The following is a 23,680-nucleotide window of genomic DNA, read 5'->3' as shown; positions in this document are numbered from 1 at the left end:
CCATCAAATGCCACCGCACCTCTCCCTTATCGAAGCCCCGCGCCTCCAAAGCCTCGGCTGGTGGAATGATCGGGGCTTTGTCGTGAATTACTTGTGCTGAACTTGAAAACTGAGCGCTGTTATCGCTAGTAGGTTTCGGTTTACGATAAGTACGCCCGCGACAAGTATCCCTTAACCTCGCCCGTCGTTGTGCTCACCTTCCCCATTCCGCATTGGTGAGTTCCTGCACTGTTACCACATCATTGCGTTCCAGGACTCGAACAATGGTAGACTCAGCGGATGAAGCCGCCCGCAGGTTGAGCGTTGTAGCGGCACTAGCCATGTCTCCTCATTGGATGCCTAACAAAATGGGGGCTGGTGCTACTTCGGCTAGCCGCCTCAGAAAGACCTCTCCGATTAGCTTTTAGGTTTTCATAAGCTACTGATTTGATGTATAAGTTTGAGTTTTCGTACCTCCTTTTCTGTGTCACAAGCGAACATGCAAGCACTGTTACGCCTCAAGGCTTGGCAACTTTTTCTTCTTTTGTTTGGGGTTCCAATGGTGCTCCAAGCAGTGGTTATTTCGGCGCTTTTTACAGAAAGTGAAATTCTGGACCCCTGGGCTGTGGTGGGCCTCCTGTTCGTCGCATTCCTGACCTTAGGACTGCTGCTGGTGTGGGTGTATGCTCTGGGTTCCCACCTCTACCGCCGGCTGCCGGCCACGACAGTGATGAGCCTGACCCGGTTTCGAATCGCCGTCGTGCTCCCAGTCGCATATGTATTCCTGCTCCTGCTATACGCTGGAAACGTCTTCCGCGAGGGGTCACAGGTCAGTGTGAATGGGTTTATTACTCTGTTTGTGTTGCTTCACTTGTCGTCCATGGCGTGTCTGTTCTACTGCCTCTACTTCACCGCTAAAGCCTTAAAGACGGTGGAAAGAAATGCTCCCGTACCCGTAAGTGAGTACTTGGGAGAGTTTTTCCTGCTGTGGTTTTTCCCGGTTGGTATCTGGGTCCTACAGCCACGCGTCAACCGCTTGTTTGCCGCACCTCCGTCGCAAACGCCCGGCTAAATAAGCTGGGTTTGGTTGTTCGCTTCCTGTTCACAAAGAAGGTGCTTTTGCTTATCCTAATACTGAACGGGGGAATAGCGTCAAATACTGACAGGTATTGTGGGTCACCTTGCTTTTCTTTTTGACGTAGCTACGCACAAAGCTTATCCAGTCTCCATTAATCATTGGCTTGGTTAAAAGGGTAGTCTAAAAGGTGCTAGCAATTGCGGTAGCGGGCGGTAGTGTGGCGCATGAGGTGGGTAGAGCTGACAAGCTACGAAAAGGCTTCACGTCATCGACTGAGAAACTCATGGCCAATAACCTGAATTTGTCCCATAAACTGTCCTACAAACGAAAGAAAAGGCCGTTTGCAATCTGCAAACGGCCTTTTATGTAGCCGCGACGGGAATCGAACCCATATCAAGCGTTTAGGAAACGCCTATTCTATCCGTTGAACTACGCAGCCTGCAGTCAGCTGCCGCAAAGATAAGCCATTGAGAGCGGAGGCAAGATTCCCTTTAGTTATTGAAATAAAAAGAGCAAGTAGCGGTAAGCAGTCATTCTGAACGAAGCCATGGCTTCGGGTTCGCCCATAAGAGCCCGGCGTCCCACGAATAAAGTTGAGAGCCCTTGTAACAGTGGGCCAACACTCCTTACCGACCATCCTGATAGCTCAGCAAGCAGATAATCCACTCCTGGCATTGCTGCCAAGCCGGTGTCGCACGAGCTTTCTGGTCGGCAACCGGGCTGTTCGAACGATACCTCAACGCCTTTATTATGCATTACTACTCTACTTGCTGGCCTTTTGTCACGCTGATGGCGCGCTACCTCGAACAAACTGCAAGCGGTCATGCCCGTGAGTGGGGCCGTCAACGGCGACGTATTTCGCTTGCCTGCGCCACGTGCTGGAGCCGACGTTGCGGGTGGGCGACGTGGTCGTGCTCGACAACTTCCCCACCCACAAAGTGGCCGGTTTGGCTAAACTCATCGCAGCCCGTGGGGCCCGCCTGCGGTAGCGGCCGTCCTATTCGTCCGATTTTAACTCTATCGGATTGGTCTTCAGCAAGCTCAAAACCTGGCTGCACACGGCCCAGGCCTACATTCGGGAGGTCCTAGAGGACGTCATCGTGGCCTCCGACGGCTGGCTAACCAAGCAGGACGCCAAAACCCGGTTTGGCCATCATGGCTAGTATGTACACTAACCTGACGCTCTAGTTAGTCTTATAATATTTATTGCTTATCCACTTGCCCCGATAGGTGTATCGTACGATGTAAAACCCTTCTTGCATCTGGTCCAAGATGTGCTCCAAATCTTGCTTTGAGATGCGCTCAAAGTTCTTGATTATCTGCAATGAGGAATTTAGGACATTGACATTGGTCAGTTCGGCAGATTCGGGTATCTCCAATGCCTGATTCTCTTTAGCAACGGTTTGTTGATGAGCAATGTCAGTACCAGGCGCCGGTCGGCAAATATTGCATACATTTATATGTATGGGTATTAGGCCGCTGTTCTCATTGTTGCAGGGCGGATCCAGCCTCACTGGGTTTATCCAATGTGTGAGACCGATAGAATGAGTTATGACGTTAGGGTTGGTGGGGTTGATATCAGAAGTCTTGTAGCAAATAAATTTTCCTGGCTTACCTACTCCAGACTGGCCAAGTATTTCAAGATTTGAATCGTCAGCAACTTCAGTACCCGAGAATATCTCATCAGGAACTATTAGACTAGTGTTAATAATGGGTCGGTCTGCCCCTCGCCATTTTACAACCTGAATATTCCATTTGTTATTCTGCCAGAAAATACGATATATTTTGTTTTTAGGCCCAGTGAAGAATAGCGAAGACTCATCATCACTCCATTTCATACCGCCGGTTACGAAGGTATTATTCGCGTACCAAGAGCCAGGCTGTTCTGTCATTCTAGTATACATGGAGATATCAGATGGAGCCGGGAAGCCAAGTTTTGCGTATTTCCAAATCCAGTGAGATGGGTTTGTCCAACTATCCATGTAAATATGTGATATCTCGTTGTCGGTGTCTTTATAAAACAAAACGTTACGCGTTTCGCTCCATTCTAATTCTCCAGCAACGTTGGCCGGGGCCGTTTCTGGATTGACGGTTACGACAGGGCCCCAGGCCCATTGTGCAGTAGGGAACGACCAGGTGTCGCGGAAAATATGATGTATCTTATTATCAGTGGTCTTGTAGAACAATGCTTGCCGATTTTCACTCCAGGTTAATTCGCCATCCACATTAGTAGGCGCAATTTGATAAGGCGAACTAGCCGCATTTTGAAAGGGGGAGCTTTCGTAGTTCCATCGACCATTCTGGTAAATGGAAATCGCGGAAATTCCGCCGCTGGTATTCTTATAAAACAATCGATTGCCAGCGGCATTCGTTACCAAACTACCTGCGACATTGTTTGGGGCATCAGCTGATAGCGGCGCGTTGACCCAGCCATGCGTAGGGCTCCAGTCGTCATAATAAAAATGGGAAATTCCGCCGGTGGTATTTTTGTAAAATAAAACCTGACGAGTCTCATTCCAGACCAAGTCTCCGTCCACATTACTCACGCCGGCAACAAAGTTCTGTTGATAAGCCCATTGGCCAGGGCTCTGCTGGTACATGGTAGATACCCCACTGCTCGTATTCCTGTAAAATAACCGGTCCATTGAGCCATTTGCTACCAGATTACCTGCTACATTAGCAGGAGACGTATTTGTTAGCTTGATAGCTCGCTTAGGTTTAAAAACTTTGATATATTCAATATCCAAATTGGCAGCTAAGCCAGGCGATGCATTACTATGAACTCCTAAATTAGTAATAAGCTCCATAGCATTAAAGGTCGCGTCGTTGTTATAGGGGCTAGTCAAGGTATATAGCTCCGTGCCATCCAGATAAAACGTGATAGTCGTGGGAGTCCAGATGCAGGTCCAGGTATGAGAAGCTAAAGCAAAGTAACCGGGGTAATCAGCTTGAAAATGGATTCCGCAGTTTTGCGGATTCGAATTGTTGCCATAATGGACACTTGAAAACATTTTGCTCTTATCAATTGAATATATCTCGAATATATCTAATTCCGGGGGCCAGGCATGTGTACCATTCAGCCAGAAAGCCGGTGTTGTGCCAACTTCAGGAGGTAGTTTACACCGTATCTCAAACATTCCATTTAAGAAGCCTCTATCATTGCCTGTTGTATAAAAGTTGTCGCGATAGGCATCTTTACTCCTTAGCATTCCGGAACTGTATCTATATCTATCCCCCGTCAACTCACACGTATGGTCTTGCTCACTGGCTGATATTCTGAGACCACTAGGAAATGTGTTAAGCAATGACATCGCATTTGTGCCGTTATACCATTCCCTGATGGTGCTATTCGAATTGGGAATTGCGTTTGCACAATAGGTGCTGGTAGGATGATATTCTGTTTCCCAATGATTTGTTGTGATACTACTAGTAGATGGATAATTAAAATAGTCTTCAAATAATATTTCCCAGTCATCATAACGTAGAACGACAGGAGCATCAATGTGTAAGCTTTGGCTTCGGCTTATTTGAATTGCACCGAACGTGAGCAGGGCGAAACAAAGAGATGTTTTCATTAAAATGAGAAAAAGGGGTGTCGCTGAATATATAGAGCTTTTATGAGTTGGTAGAAAATATTAAGCATTATATTGCAATCATAATGCTTTTCGCACTAGGGAAATTTTGATAGTAAAATTCACCATAAAGAAAAATGCATTCTCGCTCAGGCCCGACGGAATAATAAATACACCTTATTCGTTATATAATTGAACCGTTAGGTGTCAAAGTTGATGTTGTCGCAGGTAAGACTCAATAACAGAGTCTCTGGAAAAAGCAAAAGCCGTTTCATGAATGAAAACAGCTTTTATAGTAGTCAGGACAGGAATCGAACCCATATCAAGCGTTTAGGAAACGCCTATTCTATCCGTTGAACTACGCAGCCAGTAGTCAGCTGCCGCAAGGATAAGCCATTGAGAGCGGAGGCAAGATCCTGGCCCCTCTGCTACCGCTATGCGGCTCTGGGTTAGCAAAGTGGTAAACACTCTACTAACCCAGAGCCGTTATTTCTACGACTTACGTAGCTTAACAGCGACAAATTACAAAAAAAAACGCTTGTAATACAAAAATATTTCTACGACTTGTACAGCAGCGCGATGGCGAACGACAGCGCGGTCAGGATTAGCCCGACCATGAAAATGGTGTAGCTGGTGCGCAGCAGGTTGTATTTGCGCGATAACACCTCGCCGAGGTAGTACACGTCGGTTATCATGTTGGTGTAGATGGCTTCCTTCTGCCGCATGATCTCGCGCATGCCGCCCTGGAAATTATCGAGGCTGAGCTTGGTGAAGTTGCCGAAGAACAGCAGGTTTACGCGGCGGTTGGTGGCAATCTGGGGGCTTTTCTTCAGCCACTTGAAAGCCGTCACGTCGGGCTGGGCCGAGAGGATGGCCGTCGTGACCGACCCCAGGGCCGTGGCCAGCAGGATGCTCACCGGAATGCTGAGCACGGGGTTGTTGCCCATCAGGGGGGCCAGGGCGCCGGTTTTGCCCATCTTGGCGCCTAGGTAGGTGATGATGACCGAAATCAGCACGGCGTTGAGCTGAATCATCATGCTGGCCTTCTTGTCGGCCATATCACTCAGCTTCATGTGGTTGCCATACATGGTCCGGAACATGGTCTCGATGCCGCGCTTGGGCTCGGCAAAGGTTTCGTTCTGGGCCTGGGCCTTCTTTTTCCCCTTCTTCTTGGTCTTTTTCAGCTCGTCGTGCTGCCGGGCCACGTTGGCCTTGAAGGCCTTCCGGTAGCGGGCCTTGCCGGCTGTGGACTGGTACTTGTGGGCCAGCATGAAGTCGAGCTGCTGCTCGGCCCATTCCGGGCTCGAATAGCTTTTGCCCAGCACCAGCTCCCATTCGGTGCGCAGCAGCTCGGCGCTGGCCTGGAAGTCCTCACTGGCCAGGTTGCTCATGTCGGCGTCCACGAGCAGCCGTTGCAGCTCGGTGGTGGGCGTCGCGTCGCGGTGAGTGGCTTTGATGAGGTCGTTGATGAGCTGCACGCGGCCGGGGGCCACGCCGTGCTCGGCCAGCCAGGGGGCGGCCCGCTCCGCGCTCCGGAACTCGTGGCCGTCGTATACGTCGAGGTAGCCAACGTCATGAAACCAGGCGGCCAGCAGCAGAGCCTCGGTGTCGTCGGGGCTAAGGTTGGCGGCGGGCGCCAGGCTGCGACACTCCTTGACCACGGCTTCGGTGTGGCGCAGCGAGTGATAGGTGAGCTTGGCCGACAATTCCTTCGTGAAAAGGTCGGTGACGTAGGCTTGGGCCTCTTTCACCAGGGGCGAGGCTTTGGCTTTGGGCTGCTTGTCGGCCTCGGCGGGAGAGGGCTCACTGGCCGCCGGGGGGGCGGGCGTACGGGGTTCCACCGATTCGGCCGGCGCGGCAGTTTCGACGGAATAGGGGGTGGTTTCTTTCATAATTAGGTGAAGCTACGGCCGGTGCATCGGACGGGCTTACCCACATAGAACGCGAAGCACCGGGCGGAAGTTGAAAACGGCGGCCTAACCGCACGGCGACGCTTTGCGTAACGGGCCTACGCGACTGTTTCCACGACGGTCGTACGTTTACAATACTATTCCCGCGGCGGGCTTCTGCACCCCACCCACTCCTCAGTACTATGCCCTTGTTTTTCCGCTTTCGACCCGCGCTGCTGCTATTCTGCGCGGTTTTGGCGTTTCCACTGCGTACCCTAGCCCAGGGCGAGTCCAGCCAGAACCCGCACGTTTCGCGCCCTAACTACCGGCGTGGCGGGCTCGGCTGGGAAAGTAAGCTGCCCCCCGACAGCACCCGCATCCGCTACACGGTATTTTTGATTGGTGACGTGGGCAACCCCATTCCCCGGGAAAAGGGCGGCGAGCCCTCGCTGAACTTCCTGCGCAAGAAAATTCTGGAAGCCGGGGCCAAAAGCACCACCATCTACCTCGGCGACAACGTGTACGAGTACGGCATGCCGGAGGAAGGCGCTTACGACCGCCAGGAGTCGGAGCGCCGCCTGCGCGACCAGATCGACGTGCTGCGGGGCTACCCGGGCGAGAAGTACATGATTCCCGGCAACCACGACTGGAAGCAGGGCCTGAGGGGCGGCCTGGAACAGGTGCTGCGCGAGCAGCGCTACGCCGAGTACTACCTGGCCAGCGACTCGGCGGCGTTCTCTTACACGGGCGACTTCATTACGCCCAGCAACGGCTGCCCCGGTCCCTACGAAATCCGCCTGCAAGACGACCTGGTGCTGATTACGGTGAACAGCCAGTGGTTTCTGACCCGCCGCGACGAGCGCCCCTACGGCGCCGGCAACGGCTGCGGCGTGGAGGACGAGACGGACTTCATGGCCCAACTAGAGGACATCATTGCCCGCAATAAAGACAAGAACATCATGGTGGTAGGCCACCACCCGCTGTTTAGCGACGGCATCCACGGGGGCTACTTCACGCTTAGCGACCATATTTTTCCGCTCAGCATCGTGTACAAGTACGCGTTCGTGCCGCTGCCGGTCATTGGGTCGATTTACCCCTTTGCCCGCAAGTACGGCGGGATCAGCCAGGACCTGGCTTACCCGGCGTACCAGGCCTATAAAAAAGGGCTGATGGACATTTTCGACAAGTACCCCAACATCATTTACGCGGCTGGCCACGAGCACAATCTGCAGTACTTCAAGGAGGGCACCACGCACTGCATCGTGAGTGGCTCGGGCTGTAAAACCCAGCACGTGAAGCCCGGCCCTGGCGGCCGGGCACTGTTTTCGGACAAGGAGAAGGGCTGGGCCCGTGTGAACTACTACGACGATGGCCAGGTGTGGGCCGAGTACTACGTGCCCGTGGGCAACGGCGACAAGGCCCGCCTGGTGTTCCGCACCCCGCTCTATGCCAAAACTACCCGCGACGTGGTCACGACACCGCCGGCCCCCGTCACGCCCCTTGAGAAGAAGAAAAAAAAGGAAAAGAAGGACTACGCCGTGGTTAAGCCCCCGGTGCCCGCTGCCCGACCCGACTTTCGCGACAGCAGCGTGGTGGTGGCCGTGAACCCCGGCTACAACAAGCACGGCCGCTTGCATAACTGGCTGCTGGGCCAGCACTACCGCCAGGAGTGGGCCACGCCCGTAAAGTTTCCGCTGCTGGACCTGGCCCACGACAAAGGTGGCTTGGTGCCCTACAAAACCGGCGGCGGCAAGCAAACGGCCTCGTTGAAGGTGCGCAACGAGGCCGGCCACAACTTCTCGCTGCGCGGCATCGACAAGGACCCGGCCGCCGTGCTGCCGGAAGCCTTGCGCACGGGCTTCGCCAAGGATGTTTTGCAGGACCAGGTGTCGGCCCAGCACCCGTACGCCTCGTTTGTGCTGCCGCCCCTGGCCTCGGCGGCGGGCATCCTGCACACCAACCCGGTGCCGGTCTACATTCCGCAGGACCCCCTGCTGGGCCAGTACTACAGCGCGTTCTCGAACCTGCCGGCGGCCCTGGAGGAGGATCCCAAGGACGACCAGAGCAACGTCGCCAGCCTGGGTAACGCCAAAAACCTGGTGGGCACCGAGAAAATGCTCGAACGCCTGCTCGACGACAACGACAACAAGGTCGACCAGGTGGCCTTCGCCCGCTCGCGCCTCTTCGACATGTGGATCGGCGACTGGGACCGCCACGAAGACCAGTGGCGCTGGGTCGAGGTGAAGAGCAAGGACGGCGACCGAACCTACACCGCGGTGCCCGAAGACCGCGACATTGCCTTCTTCAAGGCCGATGGGGTGCTGCCCTTTCTGATCAGCCGCAAGTTTGCGGTGCGCAACTTCCAGAACTTCGGCTACGACTACGCCGACTACAAGGGCCTGAACCAGACCGCCCTGAGCAACGACCGCACCTTTATGGGCGGCGTAACCCAGGAGCAGTGGGTGGCCCAGGCCCAGTACCTGAAGGAGCACCTGACCGACGCCGTGATTGAGCAGGCCTTCCGCGAGAAGTGGCCCAAGGAGATTTACGACCTGCACGGCGCCGAAATCGTAGCCAAGCTCAAAAGCCGGCGCGACCTGCTGCCCGACCTCGCGGCCAAGTACGCCAACGTGGTGGCTAAAATCGTGGAAGTTAGGGGCACCCGTAAAAACGAGCGCTTCACCGTGGACCGCCTGCCCAACGGCGACGCCCACGTGACGGTTCGCAAAATCACGAAGGAAGGCAAGGTGACCAAGGTGCTGTACGATCGGGTGCTGGAGCACCAGGTGACCGACGAGCTGCGCCTGTACGGCATCAGCGGCAAGGACGTGTACGAGGTGAAGGGCGACGTGAAGAAGGCCATCAAGCTACGCATCATCGCGGGCACCGGCCGCGACACCATCGTGGACCGAAGCCACGTGGCCGGCTTCCAGCACCGCACCCAGGTGTACGACGCCGACACTGGCAACGTCATCATCCCGAGCCGGGAAACCCGCCTGCGCCTCGAGCCCGGGGTGGATGTGAGCCGCTACGACCACCCGAAGCGGTTCGACCTGAAAGACTACCGCCTCAACTACACCGGGCCCGCCCTGTTCTTCGGCTATAACATCGACGACGGCGTGCTGGTGGGGGGCGGGGTTACGCACCGGCGCTACGGTTTCCGCCGCCAGCCATTCTCCTCGGAGCAAACGCTGGCGGCCAACTTTGCTCCGGCCCGCTCGGCCTATAACCTGCGGTACACGGGGCAGTTTACGCGCCTGTTTGGCCGGAACGACTTGCGCGTGGTGGCCCAGTACTACGGCCCGCAACTGCTCTATAACTTCTTCGGCCTGGGCAATAATACCGCCAACCTGGCCACCGAGGACGCTAACCGCGCCCGGGTTACCAACCAGACCGTGAACTCGGCTTACCGCGTGCGCTTCACCAAGCTCACGGTGGCACCCACGCTGGAGCGCAACCTGTTCAGCTTCCTCAAGCTGGGCGTCGGGCCACAGTACGAGCAGTTTCGGGTAGAGCAGGACCCCCTCGGCTCGGTTATCCGCGACAGCCTGACCCGGAACGGCGACCTGACGTACGAGAACCGCCATTTTGGTATTCGAGCCTCTGACTTCCAAACCAACCAGTACCTCGGCGGCCTGCTCTACCTCAACCTCGACGCCAGCTCCTCGCCCAAGAACCCGCGCATCGGCATCCGCTGGTATAACGAGTTCCAGTACAACTTTCAGCTCAATGGTGAGCAGCTGCGGTTTGGCCGCCTCAGCTCAGAGGTGCGGGCCTACCTCACGCCCAACCTCCCGTTCCAGATTACGTACGCCGGCCGCATCGGCGTGGCCCGCAACATCGGCGACTACCGCTTCTACCAGGCCAACACCTTGGGTGGCACTACCAACCTGCGGGGCTACCGCCGCACCCGCTACGCCGGCCGCAGCAGCCTGTACGGCAACTTCGAGGCGCGGCTGCAAATTCTCACGTTCAATGCCTACCTCTTTCCCGGCAAGCTGGGCATTCTGGGCTTGGCCGACGCGGCCCGCGTGTATTCCGACCAGGACATGCGCACGGGCCTCGGCGCCTTCCACACCGGAGTTGGGGGCGGGGTGTACGTCGATATTCTCAAGCAGGCCGTGATCAACGCAACGTATTCGGTCGGGGAGGAGAAGCTGGTGTTCGTGGGGTTTGACTTCCTGTTTTAGGGGGCCTCTTTTAAAGGAGCATCACGTGCTCCCTCCGGAGCTTGTTCCCGGTAAGCTGGAAGCACGAAGCCTTCAGAGAAGGGGCGCCAGCCGACTAGATAGCGCTACCGCAACTGCTGGACGGTTGGTGATGTACCAGCTACGGGTATGGGCCACCATTAAGATCGAAGAGGCAGATGGAGAGAGTAAGCTAGCCCGCCTCTTCCTTGTTGATTTGATTTTAAATCAGTCCTGTTTATTGCGTGAATCGTGATATATTTTGGCGTAAGACTTGGTGCTGACATAAAGGTGGTAAAACGGCTTATGCCCTAAGATGTGTACAATATTATGGCTTTTTAGAGGCGCGGGTATAGTGGTATGGGGTTAGCATCAACTCTGGTAATGAGTTGACTTTATTACAAATAACGCAGTGTTCGGTACTTTTTATTAGCATATAATGGTGTGGTAAGCGGTAAAGCTTAAGAAGGTACCGATGCCAGGATGTGAGGATAATTAAATTTTTTCCTAGCTTGGCCGTCGATAAATATCGTTTCTCTCTTCTCATTTTCGTTCTATTTACCACAGCTACATGAAAAAAGTATACCTCTCCGCGCTAGCCATTCTGGGCAGTGCCGGATCTTTGCTGGCGCAAAACACGATTGAGAGTCTGGCAACCAGCCAGCCCAAAGACCTGACTCCCCCGGCTATCTCCCGCCGCGCCTGCGGTGCCATGGACGTGCTGGGAGCCCAGATGGCCGCCGACCCGGCCCTGGCCCAACGCATGGAAGCCATTGAAGCCCACACCCGGCGCGTTATCGCAGCCCAGGGCCTGAACCGCTCGGTGGCGGCAACGGGCATCATCACCATTCCCGTGGTCGTACACGTGTTGTACAACACCGCTGCCCAGAACATCTCCGATGCCCAGGTGCAGTCGCAGATCGACGTGCTGAACGAAGACTTCAACAAGTTGAATGCCGACGCCGCTAACACCCCCGGCGTTTTCACCGCCGCCACCGTGGGGGTGCGGTTTGCGCTGGCCACCCGCACGCCCACCGGGGCCGCCACCAACGGCATCATTCACAAGCAAACCAAGGTGACCTCCTGGAGTACCAACGACGCCGTGAAGAGCTCGAAGCGCGGCGGCGACAACCCCTGGGACGCTTCCCAGTACCTCAACCTGTGGGCCTGTAACCTGGGCCAGGGCCTGCTGGGCTACGCGCAGTTTCCGGGCGGCTCGGCCAGTACCGACGGCGTGGTAATCCTGTACTCGGCGTTTGGGAGCCGGGCCAAGTACTCCGCTGGCACCTACACCACCACCTACGACCTGGGTCGTACCGCCACCCACGAGGTGGGCCACTGGCTGAACCTGCGCCACATCTGGGGCGACGACAACGGCGCTTGCACCGGCTCCGACCTGGTCGACGATACCCCCAACCAGGGGGCGGAGAACTACGGCTGCGCGGCCTTCCCCCACGTGTCGTGCTCGAACCAGGGCGACATGAGCATGAATTACATGGACTACACCGACGACAAGTGCATGTACATGTTCTCGCCCGGCCAGAGCGCCCGCATAAACGCCGTGCTGGCGGCCGGCGGTCCCCGCGCTTCACTGGCTACTTCGACCGGCGCGGCGCGCTCAATGGCCGCCCTTAAGTCAGTGTCGCTCTACCCCAACCCCGCCGCTGAGGCGCTCAACCTGAGCCTGCCGGCCGGAGCCGACGCCGCCCGGTACGCCGTGCGCGTGTACGACATGAGCGGCCACGAAATGACCGGAACCCGCTACAACGGCCGCGGCCAGGTGGAGGTGGGCGCCCTGCCCAAGGGCTTGTACTACCTCACCATCGGCAACGGCAGCGAAACCATCCGCCAGCGCTTCGAGAAGGAGTAATTGCTGATAGCAATGGTTTATCGGTCCGTGTACCGGGCGCAGCCGGGGAACCTCACCCCCGGCCCCTCTCCTCAGGAGAGGAGAGCCTGACGACAGGGACACGCACCGATAGACTGCTCTAGCAGCCGTTTGTTGGAGTCGGCCAGAGTACTAACATCGCCCTCAGAAAAGGCCCTGGCTGGATAGTCAGGGCCTTTTTTCGTTGGGGTGGTGGCTTCCCGCTCGTTGGGAATTAGTGCGGTGAAAGGTCCACATCGGGGCCTTCCGTAGCGGCACTCCTTTGGGAGTTTCTTATTACTGGCAACGAGCGAATCATCACAGCAGCCGTTGCTTATTGCCTGCCACTCAAGTTCTACGCTTCGCCACTGGCGCCCACTATAGAGGCCCCTGCTGCGGAAGCGGCAGGGGGTTCTCTTTGCCTTATTGCTCAATATTGGTTAAAACTTGAAGGCGTAAGTTTACCTTCGTGCCTTTACTTCCCGAGGTGATTAAATAATCTTTTTAACCGCCTTTAAGCTATGTTTTAAATGGTTCTTCCTTCCGAATCCCAACAGTTCTTAAAAGACCTGGACCGCCGCCTCTGGAACTCGGCCGACCAGCTCCGCTCCAACCTCGACGCTGCCGTGTACAAGCACATCGTGCTGGGGCTGATTTTTCTGAAATACATTTCGGATTCCTTTGAAGACCGACGGGCTGAGCTGAAGCAGCAGTTTGCCGACCCTGACAGCGACTACTTTTTGGGCGAGGAGCTTGCGCCGGAGCTACTGAAAGCAGAGCTGGAAGTGCGCGACTACTACACCGAGAAAAATATCTTTTGGGTATCCCCGCGCGGACGCTGGCAGTTTCTGCAAGCCAATGCCAAGCTGGCCCCTGGCGAGCCGGTAATTGTGCTGGATGGACCGCCTCTGATTGAACCCGGTAGTGTGACCAAAGACAACCCAAAGGGTGAACCGGAAAAATTCAAGGGCCTCGACATTCTGCTCGACCGGGCCATGCAGGCCATTGAAGACGACAATCCGAAGAAGCTGAGAAACGTTCTGAACAAGGATTTTGCCCGCTTGCAGCTTGATCCCGATAAGTTGGGTCGCCTGCTTGACTTGGTGGCCGGCATCCCATTCAACCACGGCGAGTTGCGTGCCAAGGATATTCTGGGGCACGTGTATGAATTTTTCCTGGGTGAGTTTGCCAGCGCCGAGGGCAAGAAGGGCGGGCAGTACTACACGCCGCAGTCGGTGGTGTCGCTGATTGTGGAGCTGCTAGAGCCTTACTCGGGGCGGGTGTACGACCCGTGCTGCGGCTCGGGGGGATTTTTTGTGCAAAGCGAAAAGTTCATCGAGCAGCACGCCGACAAGCAAACCTTCAATCACAAGGAGCGCAAGAAGGCGGTAGAAGAGCGCAAGCGGCAAATCGCGGTGTATGGGCAGGAAAGTAACCCCACCACCTGGCGGCTGGCCCAGATGAACCTGGTGATTCGCAACATCGAGGCCGACATTCAGTTGGGCGATACGCTGCTTAGTGACAAGTTTCCGGACCTGAAGGCCGACTTCGTAATGGCCAACCCGCCTTTCAACCTCAAGGACTGGGGCATGGAGCAGGTGCGCGACGACCGCCGCTGGGCCGACTACGCCACGCCGCCCAACGCCAACGCCAACTTTGCCTGGATACTGCACATGCTACACAAGCTGAATGCGACGGGGCGCATGGGCTTGCTGTTGTCCAACGGCTCGATGTCGTCGAACACCAACACGGAGGGTGACATCCGGCGCGAGCTCATCAAGGACGACCGCATCGAGTGCATGGTGGCCCTGCCCGGCCAGCTCTTCACCAATACCCAGATTCCGGCCTGCATCTGGGTGCTCAGCAAAAGCAAGGTAGCCCGCGATGGCCGCCGCGACCGGCGCGGCGAAGTCCTGTTTATCGATGCCCGCGAGGTGGGCTACATGAAGGACCGGGTGCTGCGCGACTTCACCCAAGCCGACATTGAGCGCGTGGCCGAAACCTTCCACCACTGGCAGCGCGGCACCGGGTACGCCGACACGCCCGGCTTTTGCAAGAGCGCCACCCTAGCTGAAATCGAAGCCCACGACTACGTGCTGACGCCAGGTCGCTACGTGGGGGCCGAAGCCAAGGAGCGCGAAGGCGAGTCGTTTGAAGTGGTGATGCCGCAGCTAGCGGCCCGCCTGCGCGAGCAGTTCGCAGAAAGTGCGCGGCTGCAAGGGGTTATTGAAGAGAATTTAATTGGGTTGGGTTATGGCGAATGAGTGGCCGGTAGTTACCATAGGGGATATTGCAGACACCAAAAAAAATGCCCTTGTAGGCGGCCCTTTTGGTTCTAATTTAGTATCGAAAGATTACGTCAAAGAAGGGGTGCCTGTAATTCGCGGGCAGAATATGGGTTCGCGCCAAATTGGTGGTGACTTTGTGTTTGTAACAGAAGAAAAAGCTCAAGCACTTGCAGCGAATACTGCCCGTCCAGGTGATTTAATTTTTACTCAAAGGGGCACTCTTGGACAAGTTGCATTAGTGCCTCATGGCTTATATGATACTTACATAGTATCACAAAGTCAGATGAAGCTAACACCAGACCCCCAGAAGGTAGACTCGCTTTTTCTGTATTACATTTTCAGCTCTCCGGAACAGCTAGCTTACATTGATGCTCACGCCATAAAGGTGGGTGTACCTCATACAAATTTGGGTATCCTGCGCAATACACCCGTTATTCTGCCCCCGCTGGCAGAGCAACGCCGCATTGCCCACATCCTTGGCACCCTAGACGACAAAATCGAGCTAAACAGCCAACTAAACGCCACCCTAGAACAACTGGCGCGCACCCTTTTCCAGTCATGGTTCGTGGATTTTGACCCGGTGCGGGCCAAAGCCAGCGGCGAGCCGGAAGACAGCATTTGCCGCCGCCTCGGCCTCATGCCGGAATTGCTGGCGCTGTTCCCAGCAGCGTTGGAGGATTCGGCGATGGGGGAGATTCCGGTGGGGTGGAAAATAAAAACTGTGGAGGAATTGGCTAAACGCGTCGCAATGGGCCCGTTTGGCTCATCAATTAAGGTTTCCACATTTGTACCTGAAGGAGTGCCCGTAATCAGCGGCCAGCACCTACGCACCTTTATGCTAGAGGACAGTAGCTTCAATTTTGTTACGGAGGAACACGCGCAGCAACTCAATAAAGCCGCTGTACAAAGAGGGGATATTGTGTTTACACATGCAGGTAGTATTGGTCAAGTAGCATTGATTCCGAATGCTTCACAATATGACAGATATATCCTCTCACAACGGCAATTTTTCCTTCGGCCCGACACTACGGTGACGTCAGCTAATTACTTGATTTACCATTTCAGCTCCGACGCAGGGCAGCATCAGATATTAGCAAACACTTCTTCGTCAGGGGTGCCGTCTATTGCTAGACCGGTATCCTATTTGCGCTCAATTAAGATGCTTTCACCAGATAAAAGCACTCTTGACGCGTTTGATGATTTTATAACGCCAATACATTCTTTGATTGAAACAAATAGGGCTGAGATGAAAAATCTTGCAGTCTTACGCGACGAACTCCTGCCCAAACTTCTATCCGGCGAAATTCGCCTAAACTAATGCCCCATGAAGCGGCTGATACGCGAGTTTGAGGAGCAGGTGCGGGCCGATTTGGCTGCTGATGGTGACGTGCAGATTGGTGGCGTGAAGATGAGTCCGTTGGCCATTTTGGACCCAGGCTCTCAAACTTACTATGCAGAGTACCTGCGCTGGCGTGATGAGGAATGGCTACCCGGTAGGTTTGCGCGCTTGCGCACTATTTTGGCATTAGAGCCGCCTCACAACGAAGCGCGCTTTAAACGTCTGATTAATGCACTCGAGCGGCAACAGGTAGCCGCTTTTGTAGGAGCAGGTATGTCGCTTTCGTCAGGTATGCTGTTGTGGTCCGATTTCCTGCGCAAGCTGCGTGAAGCTCCACCTGAGGCTAAGCGTTGCTCTATTGGCGAACTGGAAAATCTACTGAGCGATGCGAATATGAATTATGAGGCAGCGGCTGACCTCGTACACAAGCATATGGGGCGTCGTTTATTCATGGACCATATGCGCACTCACTTTGATGTGTCACCGGACGCTATACAAGGGCCAGTACACTTGTTGCCGCATCTATTTCACCGTTGGGTATTCACAACAAACTACGACAACATTCTGGAGGACGTTTACGCAAGTGAGGGGTATGATTTCAAATTTGTTTTGCATGGTAATCAGCAATTAGAAAATGTCCAGCAATACTATGATGATACCAAACCTGCGCTAATTAAACTGCATGGCGATGAGCGTTATCCTAGCCAACGCGTATTTCTTAGTAAAGAGTACAAGCAAGCTTACGCCGCACGAAGCTATTTGCGCCGCGAGCTAAGTCGGGTAGCTGGGGGCAAGAGTCTGTTATTTATGGGCTGTAGCTTGGCGCAAGACCGCACTATGCAGGTGTTAAAAAAAACTGCTAAAGCTGATACTGGACAGCCCGAGCATTTTGCATTTCTGCCTTTGCCTACTGATGCTGATTGGTTGCGTGAAAGGGAAAGCTTTTTGACCGACCACGGCATTTATCCTATTTGGTATGATGCACCCTCTCCGGCCGACCATGATGATGCTATTGAAGCTTTGCTGGTGGGGCTACTACGGGAGAGAAAAAAACTATAGTTTATTGCCATGGCGCTTATATCCGAAGATGCCCTCGAACAACTCGCCGGTACCTGGTTTGAAGAAACCGGCTGGCAGGTAGCGCACGGCCCCGACGTAGCCCCCCACACGCCCGACGCCCTGCGTGCCAGCTTCCATCACACCAGCCTGGCCGGCCGGCTGCTGGCTGCCCTGCGCCGCCTCAACCCCACCCTGCCTGAGGCTGTGGTGCAGGAAGTGGCCGAGCGCGTGGTGCGCGCCCAGCACCCCAACGCCACCGAAAGCAACCGCCTGCTGCACGGCTGGCTCACCGACGGCGTACCCGTGGACGTGCCCAGCCCCTCGGGCGAAATGCGCGGCGACCGCGCCTGGCTGGTGGACTTCGACGACGTGGAGCGCAACGATTGGCTAGTGATAAGCCAGTTTACCGTAGTTGCCAACCGCCGCAACCGCCGCCTCGACCTCGTCGCTTTCCTCAATGGTCTGCCCGTAGCTGTGATTGAGCTGAAAAACCCACTCGACCGCGAGGCGGACGTGTGGGCTGCCTTCGACCAATTGCAAACCTACCGCCAGGAGCTGCCCGATTTGTTTCTGGCCAATGTGGCGCTGGTGGTGTCCGATGGCAAGCACGCCCGCGTGGGCTCGCTCACGGCCGACAAAGAGCGGTTTATGCCCTGGCGTACCATCCTGGCCGAGCGGGACCAGCGCAACCTGGAATTTGAGCTGGAAACCGTAGTGCGCGGCTTTTTCAAGCCCGACTTGTTCCTGGATTACCTGCGCCACTTCGTGCTGTATGAGCCTGGCGCGGATGGGCACCTAATTAAGAAAATTGCTGCCTACCACCAATTTCACGCCGTGCGCACAGCTGTGGAGGCTACCATCCTGGCCGCCCGGCAGCCAGATATTATACTGCCGATAGTGCACGACGAGCCCGCGCCCTACGCCGGCCGGCTACCGGGCCGGGAGGCCATTGAGCCCGGCTCGCGCAAGGGCGGCATTGTGTGGCACACCCAGGGCTCGGGCAAAAGTATTTCGATGGCCTGCTTCGCGGGTAAGCTGCGCCAGCAGCCCGAAATGCGCAACCCCACACTGGTGATCGTGACTGATCGTAACGACCTCGACGATCAGCTGTTTCAGCAGTTCGTGTACGCCAAGGATGTGCTCAAGGAAATGCCCGTGCAGGCCCCAACTCGTGAGCAGCTGCGGGCGCTGCTGGACGCCCGGCCTTCGGGTGGCATCTTCTTCACCACCATCCAGAAGTTCACCCCGCTGCCGGGCGAAACCACCTTCCCCCAACTTTCCGACCGCACCAACATCGTGGTGATTGCCGACGAGGCCCACCGCTCGCAGTACGGCCTGAGTAGCAAGCTGGACCGGAAGAGCGGCAAGTACAAAACCGGCTTCGCCAAGCACCTGCGCGACGCCCTGCCGCTGGCCACCTTCGTGGGCTTTACCGGCACCCCGCTCGAAACCGACGATGTGGACACGCGCCAGGTGTTTGGCCCCTACGTGAGCATCTACGACATAGAAGATGCCGTGCGCGACAAGGCCACCGTGCCCATCTACTACGCCAGCCGCCTGCCCGACATTGAGAAAATCAAGGACGAGGAGGAAATCGTAGAGATAAACGAGGAAGCCGAAGAAATCGTGGGTACCGACGCGGCCGACATCGCCCACCGCGAAGCCGAAAAGATATACGCCACGCGCCGGGAACAAGTCTTTGGCACCCCAGCCCGCATCGACCAGATAGCAGCTGACATCGTGACGCATTTCGAACAGCGCTCGGCCGACGGCAACATCGAGGGCGGCGGCAAGGCCATGATAGTAGGTATGAGCCGCGAAATCTGCGCCCGGCTCTACACGGCCATCGTGAAGCTGCGCCCCGAGTGGCACAGCGACGATGAGAAGCTCGGAGTCATCAAGGTGGTGATAACCGGCTCAGCCGCTGATAAGGAGCCGGTGCGGTCGCACCTCTACGCACCGGGTGTGCGCAAGCTGTTTGAGAAGCGCTTCAAGAACCCAAAGGACCCGCTGCGTCTCGTCATCGTGCGCGACATGTGGCTTACGGGCTTCGACGTGCTCAGCCTACACACCATGTATATCGACAAGCCCATGCAGGCCCACAACCTTATGCAGGCCATTGCGCGGGTCAACCGGGTATTCAAGAATAAGTCGGGCGGCCTAGTTGTCGATTACATTGGCATTGCCACTGAACTAAAGCGCGCCCTAAAAACCTACACAACCGAGGGTGGCAAAACCAACCCCGGTGCCACCGGCAGTGACAAGCTGACCATCGACCTGGACCGCGCCCTGACGGAGCTAAAAGAGGCTGTGGGCGACGTGCGCCACTTGTTGCACAAAGTCGAGTACCGCAACACCTTCCTTGACGAAAGCCTGCAACGGCTGCGCGAGGTTAGCAACCACATCTTGGAACTGCCCGACGACGAACGCAAGAAATTTTTCGACAAGGTGCTAGCGGCAGGCAAAGCCTTTGCCCTATGCAGCACCCTACCGGGAGCGCAGGAGCTGCGCGACGAATTGGCCTTTTACCAGGGCGTGCGTGGCTTTATCAGCGAAAGCAGCACCCCCGAAAGCAAACTAGACCGCAACCAGAGCCGCTACCTGCTGAAGCAACTGCTCGACCGGGCCGTGCAGCCCGTAGGGATGCAAGATATCTTTACGTTAGCCGGTGTGAATTCGCCCGACGTGAGTATGCTATCAGATAACTTCTTGGCCGAGATGCGCGACCTACCCCAGCGCAACCTAGCCATTGAGCTGCTGCAAAAGCTGTTGCACGACCAGATTCATTCCCGCACCCGCACCAACATCGTGCAGCAGCAGCTTTTTACTGAGCGGCTGGACAAAACTTTGGAAAACCACCGCAACCGGGTTATCCAAAGCGCCCTGCAACTGTCTGACTTAGTAGATAGCCTAGTGTTACTCGCTCAAGAATTGAGGGATGCCGATAATCGGGGTGATGCTTTGGGCCTTAGTTCCGCCGAACTAGCCTTTTATGATGCACTGAATGACAATGGCAGCGCTGGCACGCTAGGCGATGATATTCTGCGCAAGATTGCTGCTGAGCTGCTAGATAAAATTAAGCGCAACACCGGCATCGACTGGCAGAAGCGCGAGAGCGTACGCGCCCGCTTGCGCAATCTGGTTCGCATTACGCTTCGGCGCCACAATTATCCCCCAGACAAGCAGGAAAAAGCCATTGATTTGGTGCTAGAGCAGGCTGAGCGGATGGCGGACGTAATTACTTTCTCAGAAGAGTCTGTTTAAGCATGACTACCTCGTTGCTGCGCCGCTAGATTCTTCATCCCCGGCCACCACTCCCGCCGCTGGGGTAGCCGCAGTTCCTGCCCCTCGAAGCGGCGTGCGCCGTAGTCACCGCTGCTGAGCTCGCCGAAATCTTCGGCCACGCGCACGCGGTAGTCGGCGTCAATCCAGAACAGAGAATTACTATAGTCGCGAGAGCAACTCAAATAGTGGCTGGTTGACGTAGTAATGTGACGTTACCTGTTTGTGCTTGATGAGAATGCCATCTTTGGCCAGTTGATTCAGATAGCTGGCCGCAGTGGGCCGGCTTACGTTCAGCTCCTGCTGCAAAAATTCAATACGGGTGTAGGGATGGCGAAACAAGTTGTTGAGCAGGTCCTGGCTGTAAAATTTATAGGTGCGAATCCTTTCCCTGGTGTTTTGCATCAGTTCGCGCATCTCTCTAATTAGAACGATGCTTTCGCGAGCCGTTTCTTCGACGCCGGTTAGCATATAGAGTAGCCAGGGCTCCCACGCGCCGGTGTCGCGCACGGCTTGCAAGTATTGGTAGTAATCTGCTTTGTTGTGCGTAATGAACCGGCTGAGGTACAACACCGGAATATCGAGCAAGCCTTTCAGCACCAAATACAGAATGTTGAGGATTCGTCCAGTGCGTCCGTTGCCATCGTAAAATGGGTGAATGCTTTCGAATTGAAAGTGCAACACGGCCATTTTCACTAAGTGGTCTATATCATGTAGGGAATCGTCGTTGAGGTATTGCTCAAGGTTGCCCATTAAGGTCAATATGGCGGCTGAGTCTTGTGGAGGGGTGTAAACGACTTGGCCTCGCTGATTTTTCAACGTAGTCCCTGGCAGCTTGCGTTAGCCTCCATTGTCACGTTTCAATTCTTCCTGTATTTGCGCGATGTGGTTTGTGCTCAGGAAGCCAAACTGTTTCACCAGCCGGGTGCCTAGTCGCAACGCCGAAGCGTATCGTTGCACTTCTTTGGCTGCTTGGGTCTCGCCCAGGTGCAGCTCGGCATTATACAGTTCATCGTGGGTGGTAATGATGTTTTCGATGGCTGAGCTGTCTTTGGCTTCTTGTAAGGGCAGCGTATCCAAAAGGATGCTCTCGTTAGGAATGGCCGAAACCAAGCCCTTAAGTTCAGCAAGTGCGCTGTGAGCGCCCGGTAGCTTTTTTAACACTGCCCGCGTCTCCAATTCTTCACTAGGTGGGAGCAAAGAGGGTTGCCAAATAGCTTGCATTGAATGAACTGCCAGAGGAATAGCTGCTCCAGCTTTGTAAAGAAAAGTCGTTTTTCTTTACAAAGGGTTTCACTATCTGTAAAAGAAACGCAACTTTCTTTACAGAGCTTGCTTGGCGCTAGCCTGCTGCTCCAGGTTCTCCTGCCTCGGCCACCACTCCCGCCGCTGGGGCAGCCGCAGCTCCTGCCCCTCGAAGCGGCGCACCCCGTATTCGCTGCCGCTGAGCTCGCCAAAGTCTTCGGCTACGCGCACGCGGTAGTCGGCGTCAATCCAGAACAGGTGGCGGTCGAAGGCGCGGTGCAGGTTGGGGCACAGGGCCACGCCGTTGGGCAGGGTGTCGTCGTGGCTCAGGGCCCAGGGCACGATGTGGCAGGCGTCGAGCAGGGGCACGGGGCTGCTGCGGGTGCTGAGCAGCTTCAGACCCGATACGGCGCAGGTGTGGTCGTAGGCTTCCAGCACCAGGCGCTTGAACAGGCTGCTGCGCACCGTCAGGTCGAGCTCGTCGGTGGGGCGGAGGTGGGTGCGGTAGAGGGCAGCCGGCTCCTCCAGCATCTGGCGGCGGATGGTGCCCAGGGCCTCCTGCCCAGCGCGGGGGCGGTAGCGGCCCTGAGTTTGGGGGAAGTAGCGGGTGAGTAGCGCCTGGCGCAAGGCCGCCCGGGCGGTCGGGGCTTGCAGCAGCAGCCAGAGGTCGGCGTCGAGGGCCGCGTAGGCCACCACGTCGCGCAGGTGGCGGAAGCTGCGGACGGAATTAGAGGTGGTGAGCAGGATTTCGAGGCCGGGCCAGGTGTGCAGGTGCCAGAAGCCCTCGGAGCGCAGGTGGTAGAAGGGCAGGGCGAAGTTGGCGGCCGTGAACCGGGGCGAGGTACTGAGGTCGGCGCAAATGGCTTTGAAGGCCGCGATGAGCTCGGGCGTGATTTCGATGCGGTTCTCCGTAATGGAGCCGTCGGCGATGCCTTCGAGCACAGCCAGCAGCAGGGCGGGCTTGTAGGGCGCTTCGCCGTGCTGGCGGCTGGTGGCCACGCGGAGTTTCTGGAAGCGGCGAAGGTAGGTGGGGAGCATCGCCGCCGAAGGTAATTGCCGCGCCCAAATGGACGCAACCCGAAGGCAGTTATCCTTACTCTAGAGCCGTTTCCCATTCAGCGTATGCACCATCTGGCTCCCCTCTCCTGTGGAGAGGGGCCGGGGGTGAGGTTTCACCGGCTACTTCCAGTGCAGTGATCTGAGAAGCGCTAACAGTAATATTACCAACAAGCCCTCGCCATCATGGGCTTTGGGCTTCCAGCGAACCGGGGCCGCGGATGAGGCTACTACGTTGGAGGCTGCTGCATAACCTTTTCACAACACCCGGGGTAAGCAAACTGCCGTTAGCTTCGCCGTATGAAAACCCTTTATCTTCTTCGCCACGCCAAGTCCAGCTGGAACTTCGATGAGCTAAGCGACCAGGAGCGCCCGCTCAACGACCGGGGGCGCGACGACGCCCCCACGATGGGCAAGGCCCTGGCCAAACGCAACATCCGCCCCGACCTCATCGTGAGCTCCCCCGCCGTGCGCGCCATGAGCACGGCCATGCTGGTGGCCCGCGAGATGCAGTACTCGCACGAGAAAATCGTGGTGGAGCCCGGTATCTACGGGACCGACGTCGCCGGCTTGCTCGCCATCATCCGCAACCTGCCCGACGCGGCCGACTCAGTGCTGCTGGTGGGGCACAACCCGACTATTACCGACACGGCTAACGAGCTGTCGCCCTCGGCCCTGCCCGACATGCCCACGGCCGCGGTGGTTTGCCTGCACTTCGACTGCGACCAGTGGGAAGCCGTCAGCAAGGCCAACGCCGAGTTTTACTTCTACGACTACCCGCGCAACGCGAGCTAGCCGCTTGCCGGGTAGTTGAGTGATGAAGAAGATGGGATTTTCCC

Annotated in this window: 17 protein-coding genes and 1 tRNA gene; 10 read left to right on the top strand and 8 right to left on the bottom strand. The window is 56.2% G+C overall.

The window, feature by feature from the left end; genetic code table 11:
- Positions 1–193: 193 nt before the first annotated feature.
- Positions 194–322 (bottom strand): SH3 domain-containing protein, encoded by a 129-nt coding sequence (locus IC235_RS22825; RefSeq protein ID WP_394355266.1) that lies wholly within the window; start codon positions 320–322, stop codon positions 194–196.
- Positions 323–463: 141 nt separating this feature from the next.
- Between IC235_RS22825 and IC235_RS11700 the strand changes: the two genes are divergently transcribed.
- Positions 464–1,051, top strand: a complete 588-nt coding sequence (locus IC235_RS11700) for a hypothetical protein (protein WP_191005359.1) — start codon at positions 464–466, stop codon at positions 1,049–1,051.
- 373 nt (positions 1,052–1,424) lie between these two features.
- Here IC235_RS11700 and IC235_RS11695 read toward each other — a convergent pair.
- Positions 1,425–1,496: transfer RNA gene (locus IC235_RS11695), tRNA-Arg, on the bottom strand.
- 394 nt (positions 1,497–1,890) lie between these two features.
- Here IC235_RS11695 and IC235_RS22625 point away from each other — a divergent pair.
- Positions 1,891–2,046 (top strand): hypothetical protein, encoded by a 156-nt coding sequence (locus IC235_RS22625; protein WP_191005358.1) that lies wholly within the window; start codon positions 1,891–1,893, stop codon positions 2,044–2,046.
- A gap of 36 nt (positions 2,047–2,082) precedes the next feature.
- Entirely contained in the window at positions 2,083–2,220 is a 138-nt protein-coding gene (locus IC235_RS11685) for a hypothetical protein (RefSeq protein WP_191005357.1), read from the top strand.
- Positions 2,221–2,241: 21 nt separating this feature from the next.
- Here IC235_RS11685 and IC235_RS11680 read toward each other — a convergent pair whose 3' ends face one another.
- Together IC235_RS11680 and IC235_RS11675 are read right to left on the bottom strand one after the other, a co-directional pair.
- A complete protein-coding gene (locus IC235_RS11680; RefSeq protein WP_191005356.1) occupies positions 2,242–4,632 on the bottom strand; it encodes a family 16 glycosylhydrolase in 2,391 nt (796 codons plus the stop codon).
- A 554-nt stretch (positions 4,633–5,186) separates the two neighbouring features.
- Entirely contained in the window at positions 5,187–6,521 is a 1,335-nt protein-coding gene (locus tag IC235_RS11675; protein ID WP_191005355.1) for a Pycsar system effector family protein, read from the bottom strand.
- Between the two features lie 200 nt (positions 6,522–6,721).
- On the opposite strand from IC235_RS11675, the gene IC235_RS11670 reads away from it, so the two are divergent.
- From IC235_RS11670 to IC235_RS11645, 6 genes are all read left to right on the top strand, one after another.
- Positions 6,722–10,708 (top strand): metallophosphoesterase, encoded by a 3,987-nt coding sequence (locus IC235_RS11670; RefSeq protein ID WP_191005354.1) that lies wholly within the window; start codon positions 6,722–6,724, stop codon positions 10,706–10,708.
- Positions 10,709–11,276: 568 nt separating this feature from the next.
- Positions 11,277–12,575, top strand: coding sequence for a M43 family zinc metalloprotease (locus IC235_RS11665; RefSeq protein WP_191005353.1), 1,299 nt, complete (start codon positions 11,277–11,279; stop codon positions 12,573–12,575).
- Positions 12,576–13,102: 527 nt separating this feature from the next.
- The gene (locus IC235_RS11660; RefSeq protein WP_191005352.1) at positions 13,103–14,836 is read left to right on the top strand and encodes a class I SAM-dependent DNA methyltransferase; all 1,734 of its coding nucleotides are present in this window, start codon (positions 13,103–13,105) and stop codon (positions 14,834–14,836) included.
- Positions 14,826–16,178 (top strand): restriction endonuclease subunit S, encoded by a 1,353-nt coding sequence (locus tag IC235_RS11655; protein WP_191005351.1) that lies wholly within the window; start codon positions 14,826–14,828, stop codon positions 16,176–16,178. The genes IC235_RS11660 and IC235_RS11655 overlap by 11 nt, the downstream gene beginning before the upstream one ends.
- 6 nt (positions 16,179–16,184) lie before the next feature.
- Complete coding sequence (locus IC235_RS11650; RefSeq protein WP_191005350.1) at positions 16,185–17,258, top strand: SIR2 family NAD-dependent protein deacylase; 1,074 nt, start codon at positions 16,185–16,187, stop codon at positions 17,256–17,258.
- Positions 17,259–17,267: 9 nt separating this feature from the next.
- Positions 17,268–20,522, top strand: a complete 3,255-nt coding sequence (locus tag IC235_RS11645; protein ID WP_191005349.1) for a type I restriction endonuclease subunit R — start codon at positions 17,268–17,270, stop codon at positions 20,520–20,522.
- Here the strand turns inward: IC235_RS11645 and IC235_RS11640 are convergent.
- The 4 genes from IC235_RS11640 to IC235_RS11630 all read right to left on the bottom strand — a co-directional run bounded on the left by IC235_RS11640 (position 20,519) and on the right by IC235_RS11630 (position 22,823).
- Complete coding sequence (locus tag IC235_RS11640; protein WP_191005348.1) at positions 20,519–20,725, bottom strand: hypothetical protein; 207 nt, start codon at positions 20,723–20,725, stop codon at positions 20,519–20,521. The two genes, IC235_RS11645 and IC235_RS11640, sit on opposite strands and share 4 nt — an antisense overlap.
- Positions 20,703–21,359 carry a Fic family protein gene (locus IC235_RS22115; protein WP_223847234.1) on the bottom strand — a complete coding sequence of 219 codons (657 nt, stop codon included), beginning with the start codon at positions 21,357–21,359 and terminating at the stop codon, positions 20,703–20,705. The genes IC235_RS11640 and IC235_RS22115 overlap by 23 nt, the downstream gene beginning before the upstream one ends.
- 21 nt (positions 21,360–21,380) lie before the next feature.
- The gene (locus IC235_RS22110) at positions 21,381–21,764 is read right to left on the bottom strand and encodes a Fic/DOC family N-terminal domain-containing protein (RefSeq protein ID WP_223847233.1); all 384 of its coding nucleotides are present in this window, start codon (positions 21,762–21,764) and stop codon (positions 21,381–21,383) included.
- Between the two features lie 99 nt (positions 21,765–21,863).
- Positions 21,864–22,823 (bottom strand): HNH endonuclease, encoded by a 960-nt coding sequence (locus IC235_RS11630; RefSeq protein WP_191005347.1) that lies wholly within the window; start codon positions 22,821–22,823, stop codon positions 21,864–21,866.
- Between the two features lie 318 nt (positions 22,824–23,141).
- Here IC235_RS11630 and IC235_RS11625 point away from each other — a divergent pair, with 318 nt between their 5' ends.
- The gene (locus tag IC235_RS11625) at positions 23,142–23,636 is read left to right on the top strand and encodes a SixA phosphatase family protein (protein ID WP_191005346.1); all 495 of its coding nucleotides are present in this window, start codon (positions 23,142–23,144) and stop codon (positions 23,634–23,636) included.
- The last annotated feature ends 44 nt before the right edge of the window (positions 23,637–23,680 follow it).

The sequence above is a fragment of the Hymenobacter montanus genome, assembly GCF_014699115.1.
GTDB classification, from domain to species: Bacteria; Bacteroidota; Bacteroidia; order Cytophagales; family Hymenobacteraceae; genus Hymenobacter; species Hymenobacter montanus.
Note: the sequence above shows the minus strand (reverse complement) of the source record. Positions and strands in the feature narration are given on the sequence as shown.

What these genes read in the sequence shown, in the direction of transcription:
- IC235_RS11625 (WP_191005346.1), top strand. Translation starts at nt 23,142, where the DNA reads ATGAAAACCCTTTATCTTCTTCGCCACGCCAAGTCCAGCTGGAACTTC.
- IC235_RS22110 (WP_223847233.1), bottom strand. Translation starts at nt 21,764, where the DNA reads ATGCAAGCTATTTGGCAACCCTCTTTGCTCCCACCTAGTGAAGAATTG.
- IC235_RS11630 (WP_191005347.1), bottom strand. Translation starts at nt 22,823, where the DNA reads ATGCTCCCCACCTACCTTCGCCGCTTCCAGAAACTCCGCGTGGCCACC.
- IC235_RS11660 (WP_191005352.1), top strand. Translation starts at nt 13,103, where the DNA reads ATGGTTCTTCCTTCCGAATCCCAACAGTTCTTAAAAGACCTGGACCGC.
- IC235_RS22825 (WP_394355266.1), bottom strand. Translation starts at nt 322, where the DNA reads ATGGCTAGTGCCGCTACAACGCTCAACCTGCGGGCGGCTTCATCCGCT.
- IC235_RS11675 (WP_191005355.1), bottom strand. Translation starts at nt 6,521, where the DNA reads ATGAAAGAAACCACCCCCTATTCCGTCGAAACTGCCGCGCCGGCCGAA.
- IC235_RS11680 (WP_191005356.1), bottom strand. Translation starts at nt 4,632, where the DNA reads ATGAAAACATCTCTTTGTTTCGCCCTGCTCACGTTCGGTGCAATTCAA.
- IC235_RS11655 (WP_191005351.1), top strand. Translation starts at nt 14,826, where the DNA reads ATGGCGAATGAGTGGCCGGTAGTTACCATAGGGGATATTGCAGACACC.
- IC235_RS11650 (WP_191005350.1), top strand. Translation starts at nt 16,185, where the DNA reads ATGAAGCGGCTGATACGCGAGTTTGAGGAGCAGGTGCGGGCCGATTTG.
- IC235_RS11645 (WP_191005349.1), top strand. Translation starts at nt 17,268, where the DNA reads ATGGCGCTTATATCCGAAGATGCCCTCGAACAACTCGCCGGTACCTGG.
- IC235_RS11665 (WP_191005353.1), top strand. Translation starts at nt 11,277, where the DNA reads ATGAAAAAAGTATACCTCTCCGCGCTAGCCATTCTGGGCAGTGCCGGA.
- IC235_RS11670 (WP_191005354.1), top strand. Translation starts at nt 6,722, where the DNA reads ATGCCCTTGTTTTTCCGCTTTCGACCCGCGCTGCTGCTATTCTGCGCG.